Below are 24,174 nucleotides of genomic sequence, written 5' to 3'. Positions count from 1 at the left end.
TAAGCATCTCTACTATTTATCAATTTAGTTTTGGAAGCTAAGATACTATACTCATCCTTTTAAATTTATTACTTCTCTATTCAAGTAAAGCCATAAGCATAAAAAAAATCCGAACCAGTTTAACTGATTCGGATTTTATATTAATACTTTTATAAAGCCTATTTCTTTTTGTTTTGGCTTCCTAATCTATCCATTACACAACGGAAACCAATGGTTGCAGTTGCTTGCTCTTGGTCTAAATATCTTCTTGTTCCCGGACTTAACCAATATGCTCTATCGTTCCAGCTACCACCTTTATAAACTCTGGCAGCATTGTTAATTAATGATGTTACGCTGTACTCGTATTTTTGATCAATATCTGCATAAGTTAACTCATCACGGAAACCGATATTATCAGCTCTTTGGTAGTTACGTCTTTTTGCATTTTCAGCTTCTGTTACATCTCTGTAAATAACCCTACCTAAACTATCTTTTTCAGTAATTGCTCCATCGGCATCACGTACCTGAGTTTTGTAAACATTACCTCTGAATGCATCCATATCGCTATTATCTTCTAACGAAAGTGGACGATAAACATCCATTACCCACTCGCTAACGTTTCCAGCCATATGATACAAACCAAAATCGTTAGGAATAAAAAACTTGTCTTTTACTGCAGTAGTATATGAAGCATTATCGTTTAAGTTACCTGCAATACCTTTGTAATCACCTCTTCCTCTTACGTAGTTAGCGTACATTCTTCCACGTGTTTTTTCATTATCGCTTCTACGTAAAGTTAAACCGTTCCAAGGGTAAATTCTTCTAACATCAACATTCTCGTTATATGAAGCAGTCATGTAACCATTTGCAGCATATTCCCACTCAGCCTCTGTTGGTAAACGGTAATCAGGTAATAAAATACCATCTTCCATTTTTACCTGACGTTTTTTACCATTAGGTGTATAGTCTTTAAGTTCTTTTTTAATATCAACAGGAGTTAAACCTAACATATAGGCTTCTGTATTAAATGTTTCCTGACCTTGTTTTAAAAGATTGCTATTTTTCATTAAGCCTTCTCTTATCATAATCATTTCGTTCACACGGTCAGTACGCCATTTACAATACTCATTGGCTTGTAACCAGCTTACACCTACAACCGGGTAATCTCTAAAGTTTGGATAACGTAAATAGTAATTTACGTAAGGCTCATTGTATGAAAGTTTTGAGCGCCATACTAAAGTATCAGGTAAAGCTTTTTCAGCTACTATCGGATTTTCAGCACTATAAGCGCGATTTAACCAATATACATACTCTAAGTAATGTAAGTTAGTTACCTCTGTTTCATCCATATAGAAACTATTAACGGTAAGACGTCTTTTTAAATTATTTCTATCGTAGGTAACATCTTGTTCAGAAGCTCCCATTACAAAAGTACCACCTTCCACAAATACTAAGCCTGGCCCGGTCTCTTGGTCTGTGAATTTATGTTTCTCAAATCCTCCCCATTTAGTATCGTTGTATTTCCAACCTGTTGAACTTGATTTTTCAGAGCAAGCTGAAAAAACCATGGTGGCGGCAAACGATGCAAACAATAATTGATTTACTAATTTCATATAGTTTTCTTAAAGTTTCCAAATATAACGGATTTTAAGACTTTAGTGTATAAATACGAAAAAAAAATGTTAAAAATGTGTGTTTCTGGTTGATAAGTTTGAAATAGAAGCACTTAAAACCATTGAAAAATGGCACAAAAAGACCCTTTAAACCAATGCGAAAGTAATTAACAAAAATTATTTATTTCTTTAAAATTTACCTGCCAATAAATTTATAGGCATTTAAAAACTAACACATTAGAGAGTCAAAGGCAAAATTTAGGCAAACAAACAATCAACAATGTTTTGAAAGGCAAGTAATAACAATTTTATTTGAACCTTAATCGGTGCGCAAATTTATGAGCAATGACCAAATTAAGGACGAGGTAAGGCAAAAATTTATTACATTTTTGGAGCAAAACGAACAACGTAAAACTCCTGAACGCTTTGCCATACTTGATGAAATTTATAACAATAAAGAGCATTTTGATGTTGAAACGCTGTTTGAGCACATGAAAAAGCGCAATTACAGGGTAAGTAGAGCTACTGTTTACAACACACTTGATTTGCTATTGGATTGTGGCCTAGTAATAAAGCACCAATTTGGTAAAAACTTAGCCCGTTTTGAAAGAGCATATGGTTTTAGGCAGCATGACCACATGATTTGTAATTATTGCAGCAATATTTTAGAGTTTTGCGACCCAAGAATACACCAAATAAAAACCATGATGGGCGATTTAATGCAATTTGAAGTGACCAATCACTCTTTGTATTTATTTGGTAACCCAAAATTAGATGAAAACCGCAATTGTTTAACCTGTCAAAAAGTAATTCCTAAACCGGATTATTAATTGATTTGATAAACTAATTAAGCAACAGCCAACACAATTAATGGCTTAAAGATATAAAAATAAAATAAAAATGATAGACGTAGTATTAGGCCTACAATGGGGCGATGAAGGTAAAGGTAAAATAGTTGATGTACTTACTCCACAATATGATGTGGTGGCTAGATTTCAAGGAGGGCCAAATGCCGGTCACTCATTGGAGTTTAATGGTCAAAAACATGTATTAAACACAATCCCTTCCGGTATATTTCACAAACACTGTATCAATATAATTGGCAGTGGTGTTGTTATTGACCCTATTACGTTTAAAAAAGAAATTGAAAAAATAAGTATTGGTGGAGCTAACCCACTTGAAAATCTTTATATTTCAGAGAAAGCGCATATCATTCTTCCAACACACAGACTAGTAGACGCTGCAAGCGAAGCCAATAAAGGTGAACATAAAATTGGTTCTACACTTCGCGGAATCAGTCCCACTTACCAAGACAAAATTGGAAGAAGTGGCTTACGTGTAGGCGATATTTTATCAGCTAATTTCAACCAAAAATACCAGATAGTAGCAGCCAATCACCGCACTTTATTGGATAGATTTAGCCATCCTTACAATATGGCTGACCATGAACCGGCTTTTTTTGAAGCTGTTGAATTTTTAAAACAATTTAAAATAGTAAATACTGAATACTTTTTAAATGATTTAATTAACGATGGAAAGAAAATTTTAGCAGAAGGTGCGCAAGGTACTTTGTTAGATATTGATTACGGTACTTATCCATTTGTAACTTCATCAAATACTATTACTGGTGGTGTTTGTAACGGACTTGGAGTAGCCCCTCAACATATTAAACGTGTATATGGTATTTTCAAAGCTTATTGTACACGTGTAGGAAGCGGTCCTTTTCCAACAGAACAAGACAATGAACAAGGTGAAGAACTAAGACAATTAGGACATGAATTTGGCGCTACAACAGGCAGGCCAAGAAGAACCGGCTGGCTTGATTTACCTACTTTAAAATACAGCATTATGCTAAATGGTGTGACTGATTTAATTTGTACCAAAAGCGATGTATTAAGTGGTTTAGGACAAATTCCTGTTTGCCATGCTTACGATATTGATGGTGTTATCAGCGATAAAATTCCTTACAGTTTAGTAGATACCGCTATTGACCCACAGTACCAGAATTTTGCCGGTTGGACAGGTGACTTAAGTAAAATAAAAACGTATAACGAATTACCGGAATCTTTTAAAACCTATATGGCTTTTGTTGAAGAGCAAATCGGTTTAAAAGTAAATACCATTTCTGTGGGTCCGGATAGAGATGAAACTATCGTAAGATAAACGAATGCAAAAAAACTTATTGTTAGCTTTTAAAAGAATAGCCTTTGCCGAAGGCTGTTCTTATTTATTGTTTGGTATTACCATGCCACTAAAATATGCATATGGTATAATGGAACCCAATTATTATATTGGCATGACTCACGGTGTTTTGTTTATGTTGTATGTATTGTTTTTAGTGTTGGTAGCTATTCAATACAAATGGAGTTTGGGTAAAACATTTTTGTTTTTTCTAGCCTCATTTATCCCGTTTGGCACTTTTTATAGTAATACAAAACTGTAATTTTTTTTCAATAGCTATTTGTTTAAAAAACCCCTTAGTTTAGTAGAAGACCGCAGCTTTATAAAGCTTTGCACCTGACTTTACTTTATAGTAAATATTACCTTTTTTCTATTAACTCAAAACCTTCTTTTCCATCGCGTTCTATAAAGTCAACTTGCATACCTGCAAAAAATAAAGCCTGACCTGGATGGTAAATAATTTTTATTCCTTCAACCTCCACTATTTTATCTTTATCGGTAGGTTCATCAAATCCAATAACCAAGCCCTTATCACTTGCATTTTTTTGTTTAATGCCTACACGCAAAAAATAATTTTCGGGTATTTGTAAGCTCACTTTATACTGTTGAATAGCCTTAATGGCTGCGGGTGTTAAATGTACTAAATTCATGTTGTTTGTAATCTTTTACTTTGAAAACTTAGCTAACTTTTTTACCAATTGAGGGCCTCCATAAATAAAGCCTGTATACAACTGAATTAAACCTGCTCCTGCGGCTAATTTTTGTTTAGCTGTTTCTACTGAATGAATACCGCCAACGCCAATGATTGGAATTTGCCCGTTTGATTTTTGCTGAATATAAGCTACTATTTCGGTTGACTTTTCGCTTAGTATTTTTCCGCTTAACCCTCCTGCCCCTATTGCTTCCACTTCGCCTTTATCAGTAATCAAATCTTCCCTGCTTATGGTTGTATTGGTTGCTACTAAACCATCAATGCCCGTTATTTGTACTATTTCAATTACATCGTCTAATTGCGATAAAGTTAAATCCGGTGCAATTTTCAATAAAATGGGTTTTTGCTTTTGTCCTTCTTTGATAAATGTTTGTCTTTCTTCTATTAAAGCCATTAATATTTCACTTAATGGTTTTTTGTCTTGCAGTTCGCGCAAATTAGGTGTGTTTGGCGAGCTTACATTCACCACAAAATAATCGACTAATGGATACAAGCCCACAAAACATTTTACATAATCGTCTTTGGCATTTTCGTTGGGTGTAACTTTGTTTTTACCAATATTGCCCCCAACTATTAAATCAGCGGGCCTGTTAACCAAACGTTGTTTTATTACTTCTAAACCATCATTATTAAAGCCCATTCGGTTTATAATACATTCATCTTGGGGTAAACGAAATAAACGAGGTAAATCATTGCCACTTTGCGGCAAAGGAGTAACCGTTCCTATCTCCACAAAACCAAAACCTAAGGAACTTAATTCTTTTAAATATTTTGCATTTTTATCGAAACCGGCTGCTAAGCCTACGGGGTTATAAAAATTTAAACCTAAAAACTGAACGGGGTTTTTCACCCTGAATATGGCTGAGCAAATATTTCTTACGAATGGTATTTTGCAAAGTATCCGGTAGGTATTTAAGGAGAAATAATGCGCAGTTTCTGCCGGCATTAAGAATAATATTTTAAGGAGTATTTTATACAAAGCTTTTAGTTTTTGCGCGAAAGTAATTCCCTATTGATAAAAAACCGAACTGATTATAATTTATTTAAGTTAGACAGGATAATTGAAATGGCTTTTTCAATTTGCTCATGGGTAATAATTAAAGGTGGAACTAAACGAATACAGTTGTTGGCAAACAAAAACCAGTCAATAATGAGCCCGTCTTGTAAGCACAACTGGCATACTTTTAACACCTCATCAAAATTATTTAATTCAACGGCCAGCATTAATCCTTTACCTCTTATTTGCTTAATTTTCGGGTGTACCAATTGTTGCCTGATTAAAGCCTCTTTTGTTTCAATTTCACTCATTAAGTCTAATCTTTCTAATTCCTGTAAACCAGCCAAGGCAGCAGCAGCAATTACGGGATGCCCGCCAAAGGTAGTAATATGCCCCAGTATCGGATTATCAGTTAAAGTATGCATAAACTGTTGTGAGCTCACAAATGCACCTATGGGCATACCTGCTCCTAAGGCTTTACCTAATAATAAAATATCGGGAATAATATGCCAATGCTCAAAAGCAAACATTTTACCTGTTTTACCAATGCCTGCCTGTATTTCATCAAAAATCAACAAACAACCCTGCTCGGTACATTTGCTGCGCAATGCCTGCAAAAATTCTATATCGGGTATTATATAACCTGCTTCGCCCTGTATGGTTTCTACAATTACACAGGCAGTATCGTTATCTATGAGCGAAAGACTTTCTATATTGTTAAATTCTATAAAACCTATATTGGGCAATAATGGCCTGAAGGCTTGTGTATAATACTCGTTGCTATTTAAGCTTAATGCCGCATGTGTACTGCCATGGTATGCGTTTTTACAGGCTACTATTTTTGATTTTTGGGTAACTCGTTTGGCTAATTTTAAAGCTCCGTCTGTAGCTTCGGCTCCACTGTTTACAAAGTAAACGGTGTTTAAAGAGTCGGGCAAGTACGAAACTAATTTAGATGCTAACTGCGCTGTAGGTTCCTGCACATATTCGCCATACACCATTAAATGCATGTAATCGTCTACTTGCTTTTTAATGGCTTCTTTCACTGCTTCATTACCATGACCTAAACTACTTACTGAAATACCTGAAATAAAATCAATATGTGGTTTACCGTTGGTATCGTATATATAAACGCCATCAGCTTTACTTACTTCTAACAATAAAGGGAAATTGGTAGTTTGTGCCTGATGCGCTAAAAATAGTTGTCGGTTTGAAAGCATTGAGCAAAATAAATGTATTCATCGCACTTAAATAAAAAGAATCTGCTTTTTTAGTATGATTGCTGCTAAATAAAATGTTTACCTGTATTTGTTTTGCATAATGTATTTGTTTGCACGACTACAGGTGTACAATGTTTCATACATGAATAAACAAATCGCTACTCTTTTTTTTGTTTTGGGGCTTTTACTTTCCACAGTATGTGCTCAGGCAAAAGCTATATTGTTTAATGAAGAGGCGGGCCTGAATAATATTGAGGTAACAGCTATTACCAAAGATAAATCGGGTATGATGTGGATTGCAACCAAGCATGGACTCTACAAATATGATGGCAATACTTTTTCTGAAATTGCACCTCTTAAAAAGCTCTTCATATATACTATTCTGTATGATGAATTTCGTGATGTTGTATGGATAGGAACGGATATAGGGCTTCAGTATATTTCTTGTAAAGATGGCCATATAATACAATGTACTCCTTCGTCAAAAAAAAATGCGGTCATGTGTTTAGCACTCTTTCATTCCAATATCATTGTTGGCTTTCACTATAAGTATATTCTACAAATTGCTCCCGATTGGAGTTGTAAAGTAATATACCATTTTGCACAAGGTCAACTCAAGAATAACAGAATGCAGGTGGATAAGTTGGGAAATATTTATGCTCGCCTAACAAAGAGAGACGATATTATAAAATTAGTTGCCGGAACAGAAAAAGTGGCTTATATACCAAGTCAGCGTAACCGCTCCATTACTTTTTTAACACTCATTTCTGATCAACTGTATGCAGGTGGTGTTAATATAGGGATTAAAAATTTAACACATGCTGCTCATGCAATCATTTCTTTCGATTCATTGAATTCAGTTAAACAGGACCCGGAATATTTATTGGATCAAAAAGACCACGTTTTAATAGGATACAGGAATTTTACCAAGATTATTAAAATAGAAAAGAAAACTTTTAAAACAACAGACATATCGGTAAACGATAATAACGTGATTGGCCATAAGCGTATTTTCTGCCTCTACGAAGATGAGTTTAATGTAATTTGGATTGGTACCAATAAAGGGCTTATTAAATTAATTCCCGACAAACCTAAACCGGTATTTGAAAAATTACTTTATAACGAGCCTAAAAAAGTAAGTACAAGACAAATTATTGAAGACACCAACGGAGATATTTATGTGGCAAGTTATGCGGGTTTTTTGAAGTATGAAAAAAGAAGACATACATGGACCAACCGGGATAAAATAATGTACCAAGGGAAAACTGAACCCTTTTCTCTGCGCTCACTTTTAAATGTTGATACCAGTTATATTTATATGGGCTCTGATGCTAATTATTTTGTCCGTTATAACAAGCATACTCAATCTATTGAAAGTTTGTTCTACCGTTCTGAAGATGGAATGTGTGATACAAAAGGTTCTTCTTTGGCACTGGTACAGGATATTGAAGGAATTATCTGGCTAGGTTCTGAAAATGGATTGTTGAGCTTTGATATTGTTAAGTCTAAACTTTTTTGCCATACAAATGATAAATACAGTGTAGGAGGATCGGCTGTACGTTTTATGTATATGTTACCGGGTAAAAGGCAGTTTTGGGTAGGTACTGACAAGGGAGCCTATTTGGTAGACAAATATAAAGGAACGATGTTTTATATTGATGAACGTACAACACCAGCCTTAAGTGGTAGTCTTATTAATGCCATAACAACTGACACCAAAGGAAATATTTGGATTGCAACAGAGTCAGGAGGAATCAATGTATTATCAGCAGACCTAAAGAAAATATACACGATTGCGAAGGAGGATGGTTTAAGCAGTAATGAAGTGTATAGTATGCAATGGCAAGATTCCGTGAGGCTATGGATAAGCACTTACAATGGGTTAAATTATTACCACACGCAAACCCAAACGATTATTCAATACTACAAATCGGATGGCATAACAGATAATGAATTCAATCAAAACTCTTCATTCAGGGCAAACGATGGAAAGTTGTATTTTGGAGGAATTAATGGCATAACATCCTTCTATCCGCCTCAATTAGACATACATGAAATTCCATATCAGGTTTTTGTTTCCGGTATACATAAATGGGAAAAAGAATCAAAAGAAATTTTGGATGTTCATGTACAAGCCGACAATAAAATTGTTATGTATCCCGGAGATAATTTGTTAAGCTTTTCGTTTTCAGTAACTGATTATACCGCTCCCGAATTGCATACTTATTTTTACAAAATAGAAGGACAACATGCTGCTGACTGGATTTCATTAGGCACGGAATCAACATTGCGTTTAGAGAGCTTAACAAGTGGGGAATACAAGTTATTAATTAAGGCTACCAAAGGAAGCAGGGGTATATCATCAACTAATATATTAACGTATAATTTATTGGTTAAGCAAACCTTTTATCAAACAATATGGTTTTACCTTTTGCTGGCAACGGGCATTGCAGCACTCATTTATTTTTACTTTTTAAACAGGTTGCATAACCAGAAAAAACTAGAATTATTACGCATGAAAATTGCAAGTGATTTGCATGATGAAGTGGGTAGTTTACTTACACGTATTACTATGTCGGCTGACAGGCTGGCAACAAGAATGTCAAGAGATTCGGAAACAAGAGATAAATTAGAAGGAGTGGCAACACTGAGCAGAGAAGCAAATGTGGCTATGAGTGATGTATTGTGGGCCATTGATTCCCGAAATGATTTTACGGGCAACTTAACTGACAGGATGCGGGAACATGCTGAAGATTTACTTTTCCCAAGAGGAGTAAGCTTATCTATTGATTTTGCGAAAATTGACCACCAGGAAAAACTATCACCTGAATTCAGGCAGCATTTATTTTTGCTGTTCAAGGAAACAATCAATAATATTATCAAGCATAGCAATGCGCAAAATGTTCAAATCACCTATAAGCAATCAAAAGAACATTGCTTGTTGAAAGTAAAAAATGATGGTGTAATACCCAATAAAGAAACGGTGCATACGGGCCAGGGACTTAGTAATATTAAGATGAGGGCAGAGCTGTTAAAGGGGACATCTGTTATTCATAAAACGGAGGATTCTTTTGAAGTAACGGTATTAATATAGCCCCTACATTGTCATGTGGTTTATAAATCCAATTATTTACTGAAATTTGATGATTAATTAGCAAGAGGATGAGTAAGATTAAATTAGCCATAATAGAAGACATTGACGACATAAGGGAAAATTTGCAAGATTATTTTGAGCAACAGCACGAAATGGATTGCATTTTAGTAAGCAATAGTGTGGAAGCCTTTTTTAATGCCGTTGACTCAACTCACAGGCCGGATCTTATTCTTACAGATATTGGATTACCGGGAATGAATGGCATTGATGGCATGAAAAAAATTAAAGCGCAATGGCCCGATACCGACATTATTATGCTAACGGTATTTAAGGATAACGATAAAATTTTTAAATCTATTTGTGCTGGTGCAACAGGGTACTTATTGAAAGATACTCCATTACCTGAAATCAAAAAAGCCATCATTGAAATAAACAAAGGAGGCAGTTACATGACTCCTTCTATTGCCAGGAGGGTTATGGAATATTTTTCACCGGTAAAGAAAGAATACGATGAACCTCTAACACAAAAAGAGAAACAAATTATTATGGCTTTAACAGAAGGTTTAAGCTATAAATTGATTGGCGAAAAACTGCTCATCACTATTGATACTGTTCGATTTCATATTAAAAATATTTACCGCAAACTGCAGGTAAACAGCAAAACAGAGGTAATTACTAAAGCGCTTAAAGGAGAAATATAGTTTTAAGTAGTTTCTACAATACTAAATTATCCATTTGACCTTATCATTTATTCTCTTTCAAATGATTGCTCATTAACGCCCCAAACGCCTTATTTTTCAATATCCTACATGCTCATGTGGGTGCATTCATGCAGGTGAACCTATAGATTTGATTCGAAAATTTTAAACCAAATAATGAATCAAAAATTACAAAACACATCCTTTCGATTGGCTGCTATGGTCTGTTTACTTTTTACCATGCTGCTTGCAGGAAAAAACGCATTTGGACAATTAACAGGTTCTATTACTGTCCCTTCCACCAATTATTCTTCTATCAAAATTGCCATTGATTCTTTAAATTTATATGGTGTTGGTACGGGAGGCGTAACATTTAATGTTGCGGCCGGCTATACGGAAACATTATCCGGTCAGCTACAGGTAACGGCAACAGGAACCGCTGCAAACCCTATTGTTTTTGCAAAAAATGGTGGTGGTGCCAACCCAGTTATTACGGCTTATGCAGGTACACAGCTGGCTTCATCTAACGCCTCTATTGATATTATGTGGAGCCTTGTTGGCTCTGATTATATTACCATAAATGGAATTGATTTAGTCGATCCGATAACGAATACAACGGCTACTACTCAAATGGAAGTAGGTTACGGATTGTACAAAGCAAGCGCTACAGACGGGGTAAATAATAACACCATTAAAAACTGTGTTGTAACGCTTAACCGAAATAATTCAACAGCTTCAACAGGGCCGCGTAGTAATGCTGTAGGTTCGGTAGGTATTGAAGTAATGGCCTGCACACCCACTTCGGTTGGAAACATCATTACGGTTACTTCTGTATCGGGAGCCAGCTCTAATAATAAATTCTACGGTAACACTATTCAAAATGTAAATTTTGGAATTTCGTTAGGTGGTTATGCTGCCCCAAGTCCATACACATTAGCTGATGTAAATAATGATATAGGTGGAAGCTCAGCTGCAACAGGAAATACCATTATTAATTTTGGTGGTGGTTCAGGTGCAACTGCTCAGTGTGGTGCTATTTTCATTCACAATCAATGGAGTTTTAATATTTCATACAATAATATCAATAACAACAACGGTGCGGGTATAAACCATCCAACCAGCAACAGAGGAATTTGGTTGTATGGGTCTTCTATAGGAGCAGGTTGTGATATAACATATAACAAAATTACCATTAATGGAGGAACAAGTACAAGTACCATAAACTGGTGCATTGATATGGAAATGGCACAGAGCGGGGCAAATGGAAATACTATTAACATTAAGAATAACCAATTTTTAAATTGTAATGTAACAGCAGCAAGCACAGTAGCTTTCACAGCGGTTTGGTTAAATACAGCAGCAACTACGGTAAATGTTACTAACAATTATTTTTATGGTTTTAGTTATGCAGGTACTGCAACCTCAGAAGTTATTTTGAGCCAGTTGGCATGTGGCACATTAAATATTTTAAATAATACTATTGATTCTACTGTATTAACAGGGGCCAATCTAACAGGTAGCTTTTATACTATTGGTGTATTAGCAGCTCCATCAGTAGCTTTAAATATAAACAGTAATGCTATTACTAAAACAATACTTAGTACGGCAGGCTCTGCAACTAAAACAATTTATGGAATATTTTACAACAGCACTACACCTGCTATAAGTATTTCAGATAACACCATAAACGATATTTCACGTAATGGAACCGGAGGAGGAACTACTATTGGTATTTATCATTCAGGCGGATCAACAGGAACATCAACAACTACTGTAAAAAGAAATACAATAAGTAATATTAATGTTGCCGGAACAGGAGTATCAAGTACGTTGTATGGAATTCAATTATCTGGTGGAACTATTATTTGTGACAGCAATACTATTTTTAATTTAAGCTGTACCGGAACAGCCGGTTTGTATGGAATTTACGTTTCGTCTACAACTACTAACGAGAATTATAATTACAATACTATCTACAATCTTTCGCACTTGAGCACAGGAAATACTTATGGTATTTATACGGCTACTACTACAGGTGTAAGAACGGTTTCCCGTAACACGTTGTACGCAATCAGTGGTGGTGGTTCGGTAAGCGGAATATTTCAAACCTCTAGTGTACCAAGCATTTTTTCAAACAAAATTTATAATATAAGTACAACAAGTACTTCATTGATTGTTTCGGGTATTACTCTATCAGCCTCAACAGCAGGTAAAGCAACCGTTTATAATAATTTAATTTCCGGCTTGAGCGCATCTGCATCAAATGGAGGTACAACGCCTACTGTAAGAGGTATTGATTTGACAAGCACATCTGCTTCAACTACTTTAGGCGTTTACCACAATACTATTTATTTGAATGCCACGTCAACGGGAACCAACTTTTCAACTGCAGGTGTTTACCATACTTATAGTGCTACAGCCACCTCTGCTGCGCTTGATATGCGCAATAATATTATTGTGAATACATCAACCGCAAACGGAACCGGTTTCACATCAGCTTTCAGACGATCGGCCTCTACTAATTTGAGTAACTTTAATTTAAACTCAAACAATAATTTGTTTTATTCGGGTACTCCAAGTGCAACCAATCTCATTTTTTACGATGGCGCAAATGCTGATCAAACAATAGCTGATTACAAAACAAGGGTAACACCAAGAGAAACTTTATCAGTAACTGAAATTCCTAACTTTTTAAGTACAACAGGTAGTTCAAATTTATTCTTAAATATAGATTCAACTATTTTAACACAAATTGAAGCCAACGGGTCTGTTATAACTGATGTTAAAACAGATTATAGCGGAAAGGTAAGAGCCGGGTATTCGGGTTATACCGGAACATCAGGGCTGCCTGATATAGGTGCCTTTGAAGGAAATTATACAGGCAATGTTGCTAATCAAATGATTTTTGATTCCGCAAATGCCGACCAATATACGGGTTTGGTTTTAAGGGGGACTAATAATGTAAAAATGTTACGCGTAAGGGTGTATACTGAAAAAGGAATGAATGCTTTACAGGCAACTGCTTTCCACTTAACTTTAGCCAGTTCAAGTAGTACAACAGATATTGCCAATACTAAAATTTATTACACGGCTTCTGATTCTACCTTCACAAATCCACAGTTGTTTGGGTCGGTTGCTCCGGCAAGCTCTTATACTATTTCAGGTTCGGCCACTTTAGCCGGAGGCGCTAATTATTTTTGGGTTGTATACGACATTTCTTCAACAGCAACTCCAAACAATTTTGTTGATGCAGCCGTAACCAGTATAACTATAAGTGGAAATTCATTTGGATTAATCAATGGAAACCCAACCGGTAATATCCAGGTAAAGGCACCTATGTCAGGAAATTACTATATAGGGGTTGGGTACGTTTTTCCTACCATTACATCTGCAATAAATGAACTTACAACTATAGGAATAGACGGGCCCGTAACCTTAACGCTTATGGATGCGTTATACAATGCAAGTTCCGGTGAAACATTCCCAATCATATTAAATACAATAACCGGAGCTTCTGCAGTTAACACAATTACTATTATACCTAACGTAGTTGGCTCAACAATAGAAAGCTCAAACAATACAGCAACTATTGACTTTAATGGAGGTTCTAACTTTATTATAGACGGAAGTATAAATGGAAGTGGTGGATTTTCTTTAGGAGCTAATTTGGTCATTAGTAATACAAGTACAAGTGCTCCTGCTGTTCGTTTTATAAATGATGCTTCTAAAAATAAAATTTTGTATACCGATTTACGCGGGACTAATACGGGAGCAGCGGCTATAGCTACCGCAGGTGTGGTGAATTTTGGAACAACCACCGGTACCAATGGCAACGATTCAAATATTATCCGTTTTTGTGATATTCATGGAGGTGCTACCGGTTTGCCGGCAGTTGGTATCTCATCAATTGGTTCGGCAACAACAACGTTAACCAATAATGACAATAACCGCATAGAGAATTGTAATATTTATGATTTCTATTTAACCTCTGCAACGACTGCTGGTATTTATGTTGGAGCTAACAACAGCTCTTGGGTAATCAAAAAAAATCATTTGTATCAAACAGCTAAGCGAATTTATACAGCAGCCGTTGTGCACAGAGGGTTCTGGATTACACCTAATACTGCCGACTTAACAACTTCAAGCGGATTTGCAATTGATAGTAATTTTATTGGAGGAAATGCAGCAGACGGAACGGGAATTTACGAAATGGCGAGTGCGTCTTCTTCAACAGGCTTACGTCAGTATATTGCAATGGAAATATCTGTTGGCAAAGGTGCTGCAACCACAGTACAAGGAAATACCATTACCAATTTTAACGATTCAACTTCTGCTTCATCTTCAGTATCATTTGTTGCATTTAATTTTTCAGGTGGAAAAATTAACTGTAACGGGAACCTGATTGGTTCAAGATTTGTAAATGGGGCAATCACGTTCACCACTTTTACAACTACCAATGGCGGTTTTATGGTAATAAGAACAGGTGCCGGTCTTGGAACTTCAAGTGCGGCTGCAACTACAGATACAATCAATATAACCAATAACATTGCTAGTGGAATTAATTTATACGGAAATAGCACTACTACGGCTCCTGAGTTTTTTGGATTTAATATTTCAGGTGGAGCAAAAGTTAATGTAATCAATAACCTGATTGGAGATACTACTTTGTCCAATAGTATCAATATATTAAGCACGAGCAGTTCGAGTGTAACATTACAACGAGTAAGCGGTGTATTTGCAAACTCGTCTACAGCAGGTCATTCATATAAAATCTTTAATAACACTATTGCCAATATTACAAATGCGTATGAATCTGCAACAACCCTTAACTCAGCTACAAGAGGAATTTATATAGGGCCAACTGTAACTGGTACTGATTCGGTAATAGGTAACACGGTAAAGAATATCCGTGCGGCTTCCCGTGTAAAAAATAACGGAGTTTTTGCAACATTGGGGGGTATTGTGGTTGATGCTGTTGCATCTACTTCACAGGTTGCTTCCGGCAATGTGGTTCATTCATTGGTATTAACCAATCCGTCAATCGTGGACACGATAAATATTGCGGGCATTGTATTTAATACCAATACCACCGGAAATAATGCGGTGAATGGCAACCTGGTACACAGTTTATCCATAACCGCTTACAATCCTTATGTTGTTATGAATGGATTAAATTTATTAGCAGGGAACACAACTGTAACCAATAATATGATTAGTCTTGGTTTTGACAATTTGGGTTCGAGTGTATCAGCGGCTTGTGCTATAAACGGAATTATTAAAAATACAGGTTCTGCCAATATTTACTTTAATACTGTTAAAATTGGAGGAGTAGGCGTTTCTCCCGGTGTTAACAGAACTTTTGCGTTTCAACGTATTGGTGCTGGTACAGATGATGTAAGAAACAACATATTTGTGAATGCAAGAAACAGTGGTGGATTTGGTGCAGGACATTTAGCCATTGGTTTAAATAATGCAAATACACTTACACAAAACAACAATATTTACAGGGCTGATTCTATAGGTATATTTAACAATCTGGGACAACAATTTTTTGCTGACTGGCAAACAGCTTCAACCGTTGATGCCAATTCTAAAGACACTATTGTAGCTTTTGTTTCCAACCAGGATTTACATTTAGCCACAGTTATGGCGGGTGTACATACTTTCGAAGGTGTTATAATAAACGGTATTAATATTGATTTTGATGGGCAAACAAGGTCTGTTAAGCCATATATCGGAGCTGATGAGATTGCAAGTTCTCCATTACCTGTAAAGTTATTGCAACTAACCGCAAGATTGAAAGCAACAGATGTTATCATATCATGGTCAACAGCATCAGAAAACAATAACAAAGGGTTTGAGGTAGAACGTTCCACAGATGGTTACACATTCGAATTTGTAGGATTTGTGAAGGGTGCAGGTAATAGTAACAAAGTATTACATTATACTATTTCAGATAATGAAGCCTTTGCTAAAACCAACAGTAACCTGTTATACTATCGTTTAAAGCAAATAGATACGGATGGAAAATATACGTATTCAAATTCAGTAAAAGTGAGCACTGATGGGCAACAAACAAACGCAGTTTCAGTATATCCAAATCCATTTATAAACGACTATACACTTGCTTTAAGCACCACTATTACCGGAGACGCATTAATAGAAACAATAGATTTACAGGGAAGATTAGTGGGTAAACAAATTGCGCCTGTTATGCCTGGTACCAATAATATACCTGCAGCTAAAATAAACGACCTTACATCAGGAGTATACTTTGTAAAAGTCACTATTAATGGTGAAACACAAGTATTAAAAGTGATGAAACGATAATAAAGCCTATAAGCCAATCCTTAAAATGTTTGGGTTGTTTGAAAATCGCTCTGCAGAAATGCAGGGCTTTTTTTATGGTATTTTTTTTATATCCTTTACCAGATAATTATACTACTGACGAAGAATTTAAATGTAATGCATAAAAAAAGCCGCTTACTAAAAGTAAACGGCTTTGCTCCCCGGGCTGGGCTCGAACCAGCGACCCCATGATTAACAGTCATGTGCTCTAACCAGCTGAGCTACCAAGGAATGTTCTTCATGTTCGTTATCTTTTTCATCTAACGAGGGTGCAATGATAGGAATTGATAATTTATTATGCAATATTTGCACCGAAAAAAATTAAAAAAAGTTTTAAATATTTATTTATGAGTTTATTAGTTGTTGGCTCAGTAGCATTTGACGCCATTGAAACGCCATTTGGCAAAACAGATAAGATAGTTGGCGGAGCTGCTTCTTACATTTCTTTGTGTTCATCGTACTTTACTAAAAGTGTAAATTTAGTTGCCGTAGTTGGCGATGATTTCCCACAAGAATTTATCAATCATTTAAATACAAATGGGGTAAATACTGACGGACTTCAAATTAAACAAGGAGAGAAATCGTTTTTTTGGAGTGGTAAATACCATAACGACATGAACACCCGCGATACATTAGTTACTGAATTAAACGTATTAGCCGATTTTGACCCTATTGTTCCTGCATCTTACCAAGATTGTGAATTTTTAATGTTAGGTAACTTAACACCAAAAATCCAACAAACAGTTATTGAAAGATTAACTAAACGTCCTAAGTTAATCGTAATGGACACCATGAATTTCTGGATGGAAATTGCGATGGATGATTTACGTGAAACCTTAAAAATGGTTGATGTATTAACCATCAATGACGAAGAAGCGCGTCAACTTTCAGGTGAATATTCGCTGGTAAAAGCTGCCGCTAAAATTCAGGCTATGGGCCCTAAATATTTAATTATAAAAAAAGGCGAGCACGGTGCTTTATTATTTTATGGTAAAGAAACTTTTTATGCGCCAGCATTGCCATTAGAAGAAGTATTTGATCCAACAGGAGCAGGTGATACTTTTGCAGGTGGATTTATTGGCTACTTAGCTAAAACAAATGATATCAGCTTTGAAAACATGAAAAATGCTGTTATTTATGGTTCGGCTATGGCAAGCTTTTGTGTAGAACGTTTTGGAACTGAACGTTTGGTTAACTTAACTGAAACTGAATTAAATGGCCGTATTGCAGAATTTAAAAAACTGTCATCATTCACTATTTAATTTACCCATTATACATATAAAAAATAGCCGCATTTAGCGGCTATTTTTTTGCATAAAATTTTGCATAAAAAAAGCAACTTTTTTCAAAGTTGCTTTACCAGTGTGGGCCCACCTGGGCTCGAACCAGGGACCACCTGATTATGAGTCAGGTGCTCTAACCAACTGAGCTATAGGCCCAACAAACTATTGTCTGTTTTTGTGGGTTGCAATAGTAGGGTTTTACTATTATTGTTGCAAATAAAAATTGCAAAATGCTTAAATATAAAGCCATTATTTTTGATTTAGGGGGAGTTATAGTTAATCTGGACCAAGACAGAACCATCAGAAGTTTTAAAAGATTGGATGTAGATTTAGATGAAATAAACGAAAAACTACCCATTTTTAAACAATACGAAACCGGCAAAATTGATACCGACACTTTTGTTCAAACCATAAAAGCAGAACTAAAAGGAAAAGCCACTGTGGAAGAAATTGTAAGTGCCTGGAACAATATGATTTTAAATGTTACGGCTGATAGAATCAGCATTTTAAAACAATTGCGCAAATCATATAAAATATTTATTCTGAGTAACACAAACGAGTTACATATAAAAGAATTCAAAAGTATTTTCGAAAACGACCACCCTACCGAAAATTGGGAAAACTTATTTGATAAAATTTATTACTCACATGAAATAGGTTTAAGAAAACCACATGCTGAAGCCTGGCAACACATATTGGATGAACAACAACTAAAAGCAGAAGAAACCATTTTTATTGATGATACACGCATGCATTTTAAAACGGCTGAAAACATGGGTATGAAAAGTATTCTGACAAATAAGCCTATCGGGCAGTGGTTTGTTGACGAAATAAAATCATTTGAAGTAATCAATATCCAAAGAGGTAAATTATAAATTATCAAATCATTACATTTTTCTGATTTCCTTTTATGTGATACTTCAATTAATAAATCGTTGCTTTTTGGCTGTCAATGCAGATAGTTTTAACCCTACATTTTAAAATACTTTTTACTGAATACAAGATATTTGATATAAAAATACGATATTCGCCCACATTTATAAGAATTCGATACCAATTTTAATGAGCGAAAGCACAGGAACAAAACGATTAAACGCAGTAGTAAAAGAGCTGAATGTAGGAATGCAAACCTTAGTGGAGCATTTGGCTAAGAAAGGACATAGTGTTGATGCTAAGCCTACTACTAAGCTTTCAGATGAGCAATATACAATCTTGCTTAATGATTTTCATAGCGAGAAAAAAACCAAAGAAGAGTCAAAACAACTTAGCCAAAATAAAGTTAAACCTAAAGACGTAACTATAGAACAAGCTAAACCTAAAGTAATTGTCGAAGACGATTACGAAGATGAAGTTGTTGTTGTAAAATCAGGTTTAACCAATAAAAACGAAAAACAACCTACACCGGCAGTTAAAACCGTTGAAAAAGTAGTTGAACCCGTTGCAGAGGAAAAAGTTATAGAGAAAGTAGCTCCTATTGAAACACCAATAGTTGAAAAAGCTCCAAAACCAGTAGTTGAACCCATTGCAGAAACCAAGCAAGAGCCTAAAGAAACTAAAATAGTTCCTGCTGAAATTAAAGCTCCGGCAACTGATAAGGCTGACGATGATGATGCACCAAAACTAACTGTTTTAGGCAAAATTGATTTAGATGCGCTAAATACCAAGACAAGACCTGATAAAAAGGTAAAGGATAAAAAACAAAAAGACGAACCTAAACCAGTTCCGGCAAAAGAACCGGAGGCTAAGGTTGTTGAGAAGCCTGTAGAAGAAACTCCTGCACCAATTGTTGAAAGCAAAGCCAAACCTGAAGTAGTTGAGCCTGCTGCTGAAAAAGTAGCCCCTACAACGACAGTAGAAAGTAATGATTCAGAAGACGCTGCTCCACAAGTAATGGAAACTAATTACGAAAAACTTTCGGGTTTAAAAGTAATGGGTAAAATTCAATTACCAGTTGAACAACCAAAAACTTCTAAGCCTATTGCATCAAGCGATGCCAATAACAAAAAGAAACGTAAACGTAATAACTACATTGGCGGAAGCGATACTGCTAATGATAAGTTAAATAAATTTGGTAAATCTCCAAGTACTGAAGGTACAAATACAGGAACTCCAAGAACTCCTTACCAAGGTAACAACAATAATGCTGGTGGAGCCCGCCCGGGTTACCAAGGTAATAATAACAATAACGGACCAAGAACTCCTTACCAAGGCAATAACAATAATGGAGGAGCCCGTCCACCGTTTAACAGAAATAACACCAACAACAAAACTGGTGGAAATAGCTTTAAACCGACTGAGAAAAAAGAAATTACCGATAAAGAAATTCAGGATAAATTAAAAGCTACTTTAGCTCGTTTAAATCCGGGAAGTAAATCACAAAACATTGGTGCTGTTCGTTCTAAAATTCGTAAACAAAAACGCGATGATGCCAGAACTGATAGAGAAGAAGCAGCAATGGAAGCAGAAATGGCAACTAAGGTATTGAAAGTAACTGAATTTGTTACGGCCAATGAGTTAGCCAAAATGATGGAAGTAACCATTACTCAAATTATTTCTGCTTGTATGAGTTTAGGTATGATGGTTTCAATTAACCAACGTTTAGATGCCGAAACCATTAGTATAGTTGCGGAAGAATTTGGATTTGAAGTTGACTTTGTAAGTGCAGAAGTACAAGAAGCAGTGGAGGAAGATGAAGATGATCCTGCTGACTTAGTATCACGCGCTCCTATTGTTACCGTAATGGGTCACGTTGATCATGGTAAAACCTCATTATTGGATTATATACGTAAAGCCAATGTAATAGCTGGCGAAGCGGGAGGTATAACCCAACACGTTGGTGCTTATGAAGTAACCTTAGATAACGGTAAAAAAATAGCATTCTTAGATACACCTGGTCACGAAGCTTTTACAGCGATGCGTGCTCGTGGAGCTAAAATTACTGATATAGTAATTGTAGTAATTGCGGCTGACGATAGCGTAATGCCTCAAACAAAAGAAGCTATCAGCCATGCGCAAGCAGCCGGTGTACCAATAGTTTTTGCATTTAATAAAATAGATAAAGACGGTGCTAATGTGGAGCGTATCCGCGAGCAATTAGCCCAAATGAATATATTGGTTGAAGAATGGGGTGGTAAATTCCAAACCCAGGAAATTTCAGCTAAAAAAGGATTAAACATTGACTTATTACTTGAAAAAGTATTATTAGAAGCAGAGATATTAGACTTAAAAGCGAATCCAAACAGAAGAGCGGTTGGTTCTATTATTGAAGCCTCACTTGATAAAGGACGTGGAATTGTAGCTACCTTAATGGTTCAAAATGGAACGTTAAAGGTTGGAGACCCAATTATTGCGGGTACCAATTCTGGTAAAGTAAAAGCCATGTTTGATGAACGTGGTAAAAAAATGACTTCAGCAGGTCCTTCAACTCCGGCAGTAGTATTAGGTTTTGATGGTGCTCCGCAAGCGGGTGATAAATTAATTATTACCAAAAACGAGCAGGAAGCCAAAGAAATTTCGAACAAACGTAAACAGTTACAACGCGAACAAGGCTTACGTACCAATAAACATATTACATTGGATGAGATTGGACGCAGGTTAGCAATTGGTAACTTTAAAGAGTTAAAAATTATTGTTAAAGGTGACGTGGATGGTTCGGTAGAAGCATTGAGCGATTCATTGATTAAACTATCAACCGAAGAAGTACAAGTAAGTGTAATCTACAAAGCGGTAGGTCAAATATCAGAAAGCGATGTAATGTTGGCTTCTGCGTCTGATGCTATCATTATAGGTTTCCAGGTACGTCCTTCGCCACAAGCACGTAAATTAGCCGAGAATGAATCAATTGATATACGTATGTATTCAATTATTTACAACGCTATCAACGAAATTAAATCGGCTATTGAAGGTATGCACACACCTAAAATGGAAGAAAAAATTACAGGTAATATTGAAATACGTGAAGTATTTAAAATTACCAAAGTGGGAGCTGTTGCAGGTTGTATGGTTACCGATGGTAAAGTATTCCGTAACTCTAAAATCCGCTTAATCAGAGATGGTGTAGTGGTTCATACAGGTGAGTTATCATCGTTGAAACGCTTTAAAGATGATGTGAAAGAAGTAGCATATGGATTTGATTGCGGTTTAACCATTGCAAACTTTAACGATATGAAAGTAGGTGACTTTGTAGAAGCATACGAAGAAGTTGAAATCAAACGTCCAACTAGTAAATAAATAAGTATAAAATACTGATAGCAAAAAACAGCCAAACTGAAAAGCTTGGCTGTTTTTGTTTACAAAAAATACAACCAATATTATTATGACAAAACATATTAAACCTGAAAAATATATAAAAGACAGAGGTCAAAGTTTGTTGATTAAAACTTGTTACTTAAATACCAACTGGCAAGAAACCGGAAAGGCTACTATCTTAATTGTAAAACATATTCCTAAAACCAATTATATTATTGGAAGTTTTCAAATAGACTTACATTGTTTGGGTATTAAACAAACATCATGGGGCTACGGTGTAACTGAGAAAAAAGTAGGTGAAATTTATACCCGCTTAAGTACCGGTAAAACAATGGCTGAGGCACCTTATAGTTTATGTAGTCAAATTATTAGAGAAGCCAATCAATATGCCAATAGCATTGGATTAAGCACACCGGCTAATTTTACAACAAGTCAGTATTTAATTGAGGATGTTACTGAAAATCCTATTGCCATTACCTTTGGCAAAAATGGAAAACCCCATTACGTAAAAGAAGAGTTTAACGACAACGATTTAATCATTAGTCAACTTACTGCTACTTTGGGTGCTGATGGTTTTACCGTTGAATAAATAGAGCGAAAATCTTCGTTTTGCATTAAGCTGCGTTAAGCATAATTCTAAAGGTAGTTCCTTTACCAACCTCGCTATTTCTTACAAATATTTTGCCCTTGTGGTAACCTTCAACTATACGTTTTACTAAGGATAAACCAAGACCCCAACCACGCTTCTTGGTAGTATAACCCGGTTTGAAAACGGTATTGAATTTTGATTTATGTATACCTTTACCTGTATCGCGGATATCAATATATACAAACTTGGCATCACGACTGATATTTATATTTAAAGAGCCTATTCCATTCATGGCATCAATAGCATTTTTACATAAATTTTCAAGCACCCAATCAAACAATGAAATATTAATTTTGGCCCAATTGCCGGGTTGGTTAATGGTAATTTGAATATTAACCATACTTGATACACGGGTTCGTAAATACTGAATAGAATTTTCTATTACCAAATCCATATTCTCTTCTTTCAATATAGGTTCGGAACCAATTTTACTAAACCTTTCTGTTATTAATTCTAAACGCTTGGTGTCGTTCTGGAGTTCATCCAACAAATAACCTTGGTCTTCTTTTGGTGTATCTCTCAATAAATTAATCCATTCACTTAAGGAGGAAATAGGTGTTCCTAACTGATGAGCCGTTTCTTTACTCATACCAACCCATACTTGATTTTGTTCGGCTCTTCGACTGCTACTCAAAGCCAAATAACTCATAATGGCAAAAAAACCAATTAAGCCAAATTGAATTAGCGGATAGGCTTTTAACTGAGTAAGTACGGTTGAATTTTTATAATACAGTAAATTATATAATCCATTTTCTTCATCATAAGGAATTTTAATGGGTTCATGCTGACTACGCATTTCCAATAACTCTTCGCTTAAATATGCGGTATCTTTTACCAGTAATGAATCATAATTTCTGGAGTCAATTATTTTATTATCCTTATCAGTTAAAATAATAGGAATGGTTTCATTGTCTCGAACTATATCGAGCATAAAATCAATATTGCCATCACTCTTTGCCATTAAACGGGTGGCATTAGCCCATAATTTTATTTTTTTTTCTTCTTCAGTACCAAGTTGTTTTACCAACTTACTTGTGTACCAAACAGAAAAGGCTCCAATACAAATAGCTATAATGGCTAAAGCCCGCTTCCACCATTTTTTTTGTTCGTATAAACGCATATGTAAAAAACGAAAATAGTTAAATAACTAAT

15 protein-coding genes and 2 tRNA genes are annotated in these 24,174 nt (G+C 35.6%); 10 read left to right on the top strand and 7 right to left on the bottom strand.

The genetic code is table 11. The features are described 5' to 3' along the window. Positions 1-158 precede the first annotated feature (158 nt). On the bottom strand, positions 159-1,592 hold the full coding sequence (locus V4538_04225; GenBank protein ID MES2380222.1) for an SUMF1/EgtB/PvdO family nonheme iron enzyme: 1,434 nt from the start codon (positions 1,590-1,592) through the stop codon (positions 159-161). A gap of 338 nt (positions 1,593-1,930) precedes the next feature. Between V4538_04225 and V4538_04220 the strand changes: the two genes are divergently transcribed. The 3 genes from V4538_04220 to V4538_04210 all read left to right on the top strand — a co-directional run bounded on the left by V4538_04220 (position 1,931) and on the right by V4538_04210 (position 4,035). Next, on the top strand, positions 1,931-2,422 hold the full coding sequence (locus V4538_04220; GenBank protein MES2380221.1) for a transcriptional repressor: 492 nt from the start codon (positions 1,931-1,933) through the stop codon (positions 2,420-2,422). A gap of 70 nt (positions 2,423-2,492) precedes the next feature. Then, positions 2,493-3,755: an adenylosuccinate synthase gene (locus V4538_04215; protein ID MES2380220.1), complete on the top strand. Its 1,263-nt coding sequence runs from the start codon at positions 2,493-2,495 to the stop codon at positions 3,753-3,755. A 4-nt stretch (positions 3,756-3,759) separates the two neighbouring features. Further along, positions 3,760-4,035 carry a DUF3817 domain-containing protein gene (locus V4538_04210; GenBank protein ID MES2380219.1) on the top strand — a complete coding sequence of 92 codons (276 nt, stop codon included), beginning with the start codon at positions 3,760-3,762 and terminating at the stop codon, positions 4,033-4,035. Positions 4,036-4,132: 97 nt separating this feature from the next. Here V4538_04210 and V4538_04205 read toward each other — a convergent pair whose 3' ends face one another. Genes V4538_04205 through V4538_04195 form a run of 3 tightly spaced genes read right to left on the bottom strand, consistent with a single transcriptional unit; the run spans position 4,133 to position 6,702 of the window. After that, the gene (locus tag V4538_04205) at positions 4,133-4,423 is read right to left on the bottom strand and encodes a hypothetical protein (protein ID MES2380218.1); all 291 of its coding nucleotides are present in this window, start codon (positions 4,421-4,423) and stop codon (positions 4,133-4,135) included. A gap of 15 nt (positions 4,424-4,438) precedes the next feature. Continuing rightward, a complete protein-coding gene (locus tag V4538_04200; protein ID MES2380217.1) occupies positions 4,439-5,464 on the bottom strand; it encodes a quinone-dependent dihydroorotate dehydrogenase in 1,026 nt (341 codons plus the stop codon). 53 nt (positions 5,465-5,517) lie between these two features. Continuing rightward, positions 5,518-6,702 (bottom strand): aspartate aminotransferase family protein, encoded by a 1,185-nt coding sequence (locus V4538_04195; protein MES2380216.1) that lies wholly within the window; start codon positions 6,700-6,702, stop codon positions 5,518-5,520. A 142-nt stretch (positions 6,703-6,844) separates the two neighbouring features. Here V4538_04195 and V4538_04190 point away from each other — a divergent pair, with 142 nt between their 5' ends. The 3 genes from V4538_04190 (at position 6,845) to V4538_04180 (ending at position 16,824) form a co-directional block, all read left to right on the top strand. Beyond that, entirely contained in the window at positions 6,845-9,796 is a 2,952-nt protein-coding gene (locus V4538_04190; GenBank protein ID MES2380215.1) for a two-component regulator propeller domain-containing protein, read from the top strand. Positions 9,797-9,864: 68 nt separating this feature from the next. Continuing rightward, positions 9,865-10,497, top strand: coding sequence for a response regulator transcription factor (locus V4538_04185; protein ID MES2380214.1), 633 nt, complete (start codon positions 9,865-9,867; stop codon positions 10,495-10,497). A 174-nt stretch (positions 10,498-10,671) separates the two neighbouring features. Beyond that, the gene (locus V4538_04180) at positions 10,672-16,824 is read left to right on the top strand and encodes a BNR-repeat neuraminidase N-terminal domain-containing protein (protein MES2380213.1); all 6,153 of its coding nucleotides are present in this window, start codon (positions 10,672-10,674) and stop codon (positions 16,822-16,824) included. Positions 16,825-16,999: 175 nt separating this feature from the next. Here the strand turns inward: V4538_04180 and V4538_04175 are convergent. Continuing rightward, a tRNA-Asn gene (locus tag V4538_04175) sits at positions 17,000-17,073 on the bottom strand. Positions 17,074-17,189: 116 nt separating this feature from the next. Here V4538_04175 and V4538_04170 point away from each other — a divergent pair. After that, entirely contained in the window at positions 17,190-18,104 is a 915-nt protein-coding gene (locus V4538_04170; GenBank protein MES2380212.1) for a PfkB family carbohydrate kinase, read from the top strand. A 103-nt stretch (positions 18,105-18,207) separates the two neighbouring features. On the opposite strand, the gene V4538_04165 is transcribed toward V4538_04170, so the two are convergent. After that, positions 18,208-18,281, bottom strand: a tRNA-Ile gene (locus V4538_04165). A gap of 74 nt (positions 18,282-18,355) precedes the next feature. Between V4538_04165 and V4538_04160 the strand changes: the two genes are divergently transcribed. The 3 genes from V4538_04160 to V4538_04150 all read left to right on the top strand — a co-directional run bounded on the left by V4538_04160 (position 18,356) and on the right by V4538_04150 (position 22,962). Then, the gene (locus V4538_04160; protein MES2380211.1) at positions 18,356-19,000 is read left to right on the top strand and encodes an HAD family phosphatase; all 645 of its coding nucleotides are present in this window, start codon (positions 18,356-18,358) and stop codon (positions 18,998-19,000) included. Between the two features lie 187 nt (positions 19,001-19,187). Continuing rightward, positions 19,188-22,355 (top strand): translation initiation factor IF-2, encoded by a 3,168-nt coding sequence (gene infB / locus V4538_04155; protein ID MES2380210.1) that lies wholly within the window; start codon positions 19,188-19,190, stop codon positions 22,353-22,355. A gap of 85 nt (positions 22,356-22,440) precedes the next feature. Beyond that, entirely contained in the window at positions 22,441-22,962 is a 522-nt protein-coding gene (locus tag V4538_04150) for a hypothetical protein (protein MES2380209.1), read from the top strand. Between the two features lie 25 nt (positions 22,963-22,987). Here the strand turns inward: V4538_04150 and V4538_04145 are convergent, their stop codons facing one another. After that, complete coding sequence (locus tag V4538_04145) at positions 22,988-24,142, bottom strand: HAMP domain-containing sensor histidine kinase (GenBank protein MES2380208.1); 1,155 nt, start codon at positions 24,140-24,142, stop codon at positions 22,988-22,990. Positions 24,143-24,174 lie beyond the last annotated feature (32 nt).

This window comes from Bacteroidota bacterium, assembly GCA_040388375.1.
GTDB lineage: Bacteria > Bacteroidota > Bacteroidia > UKL13-3 > UKL13-3 > JAAFJM01.
The sequence above is the reverse complement of the archived record's forward strand: the minus strand, read 5'-3'. Positions and strand labels throughout refer to the sequence as shown.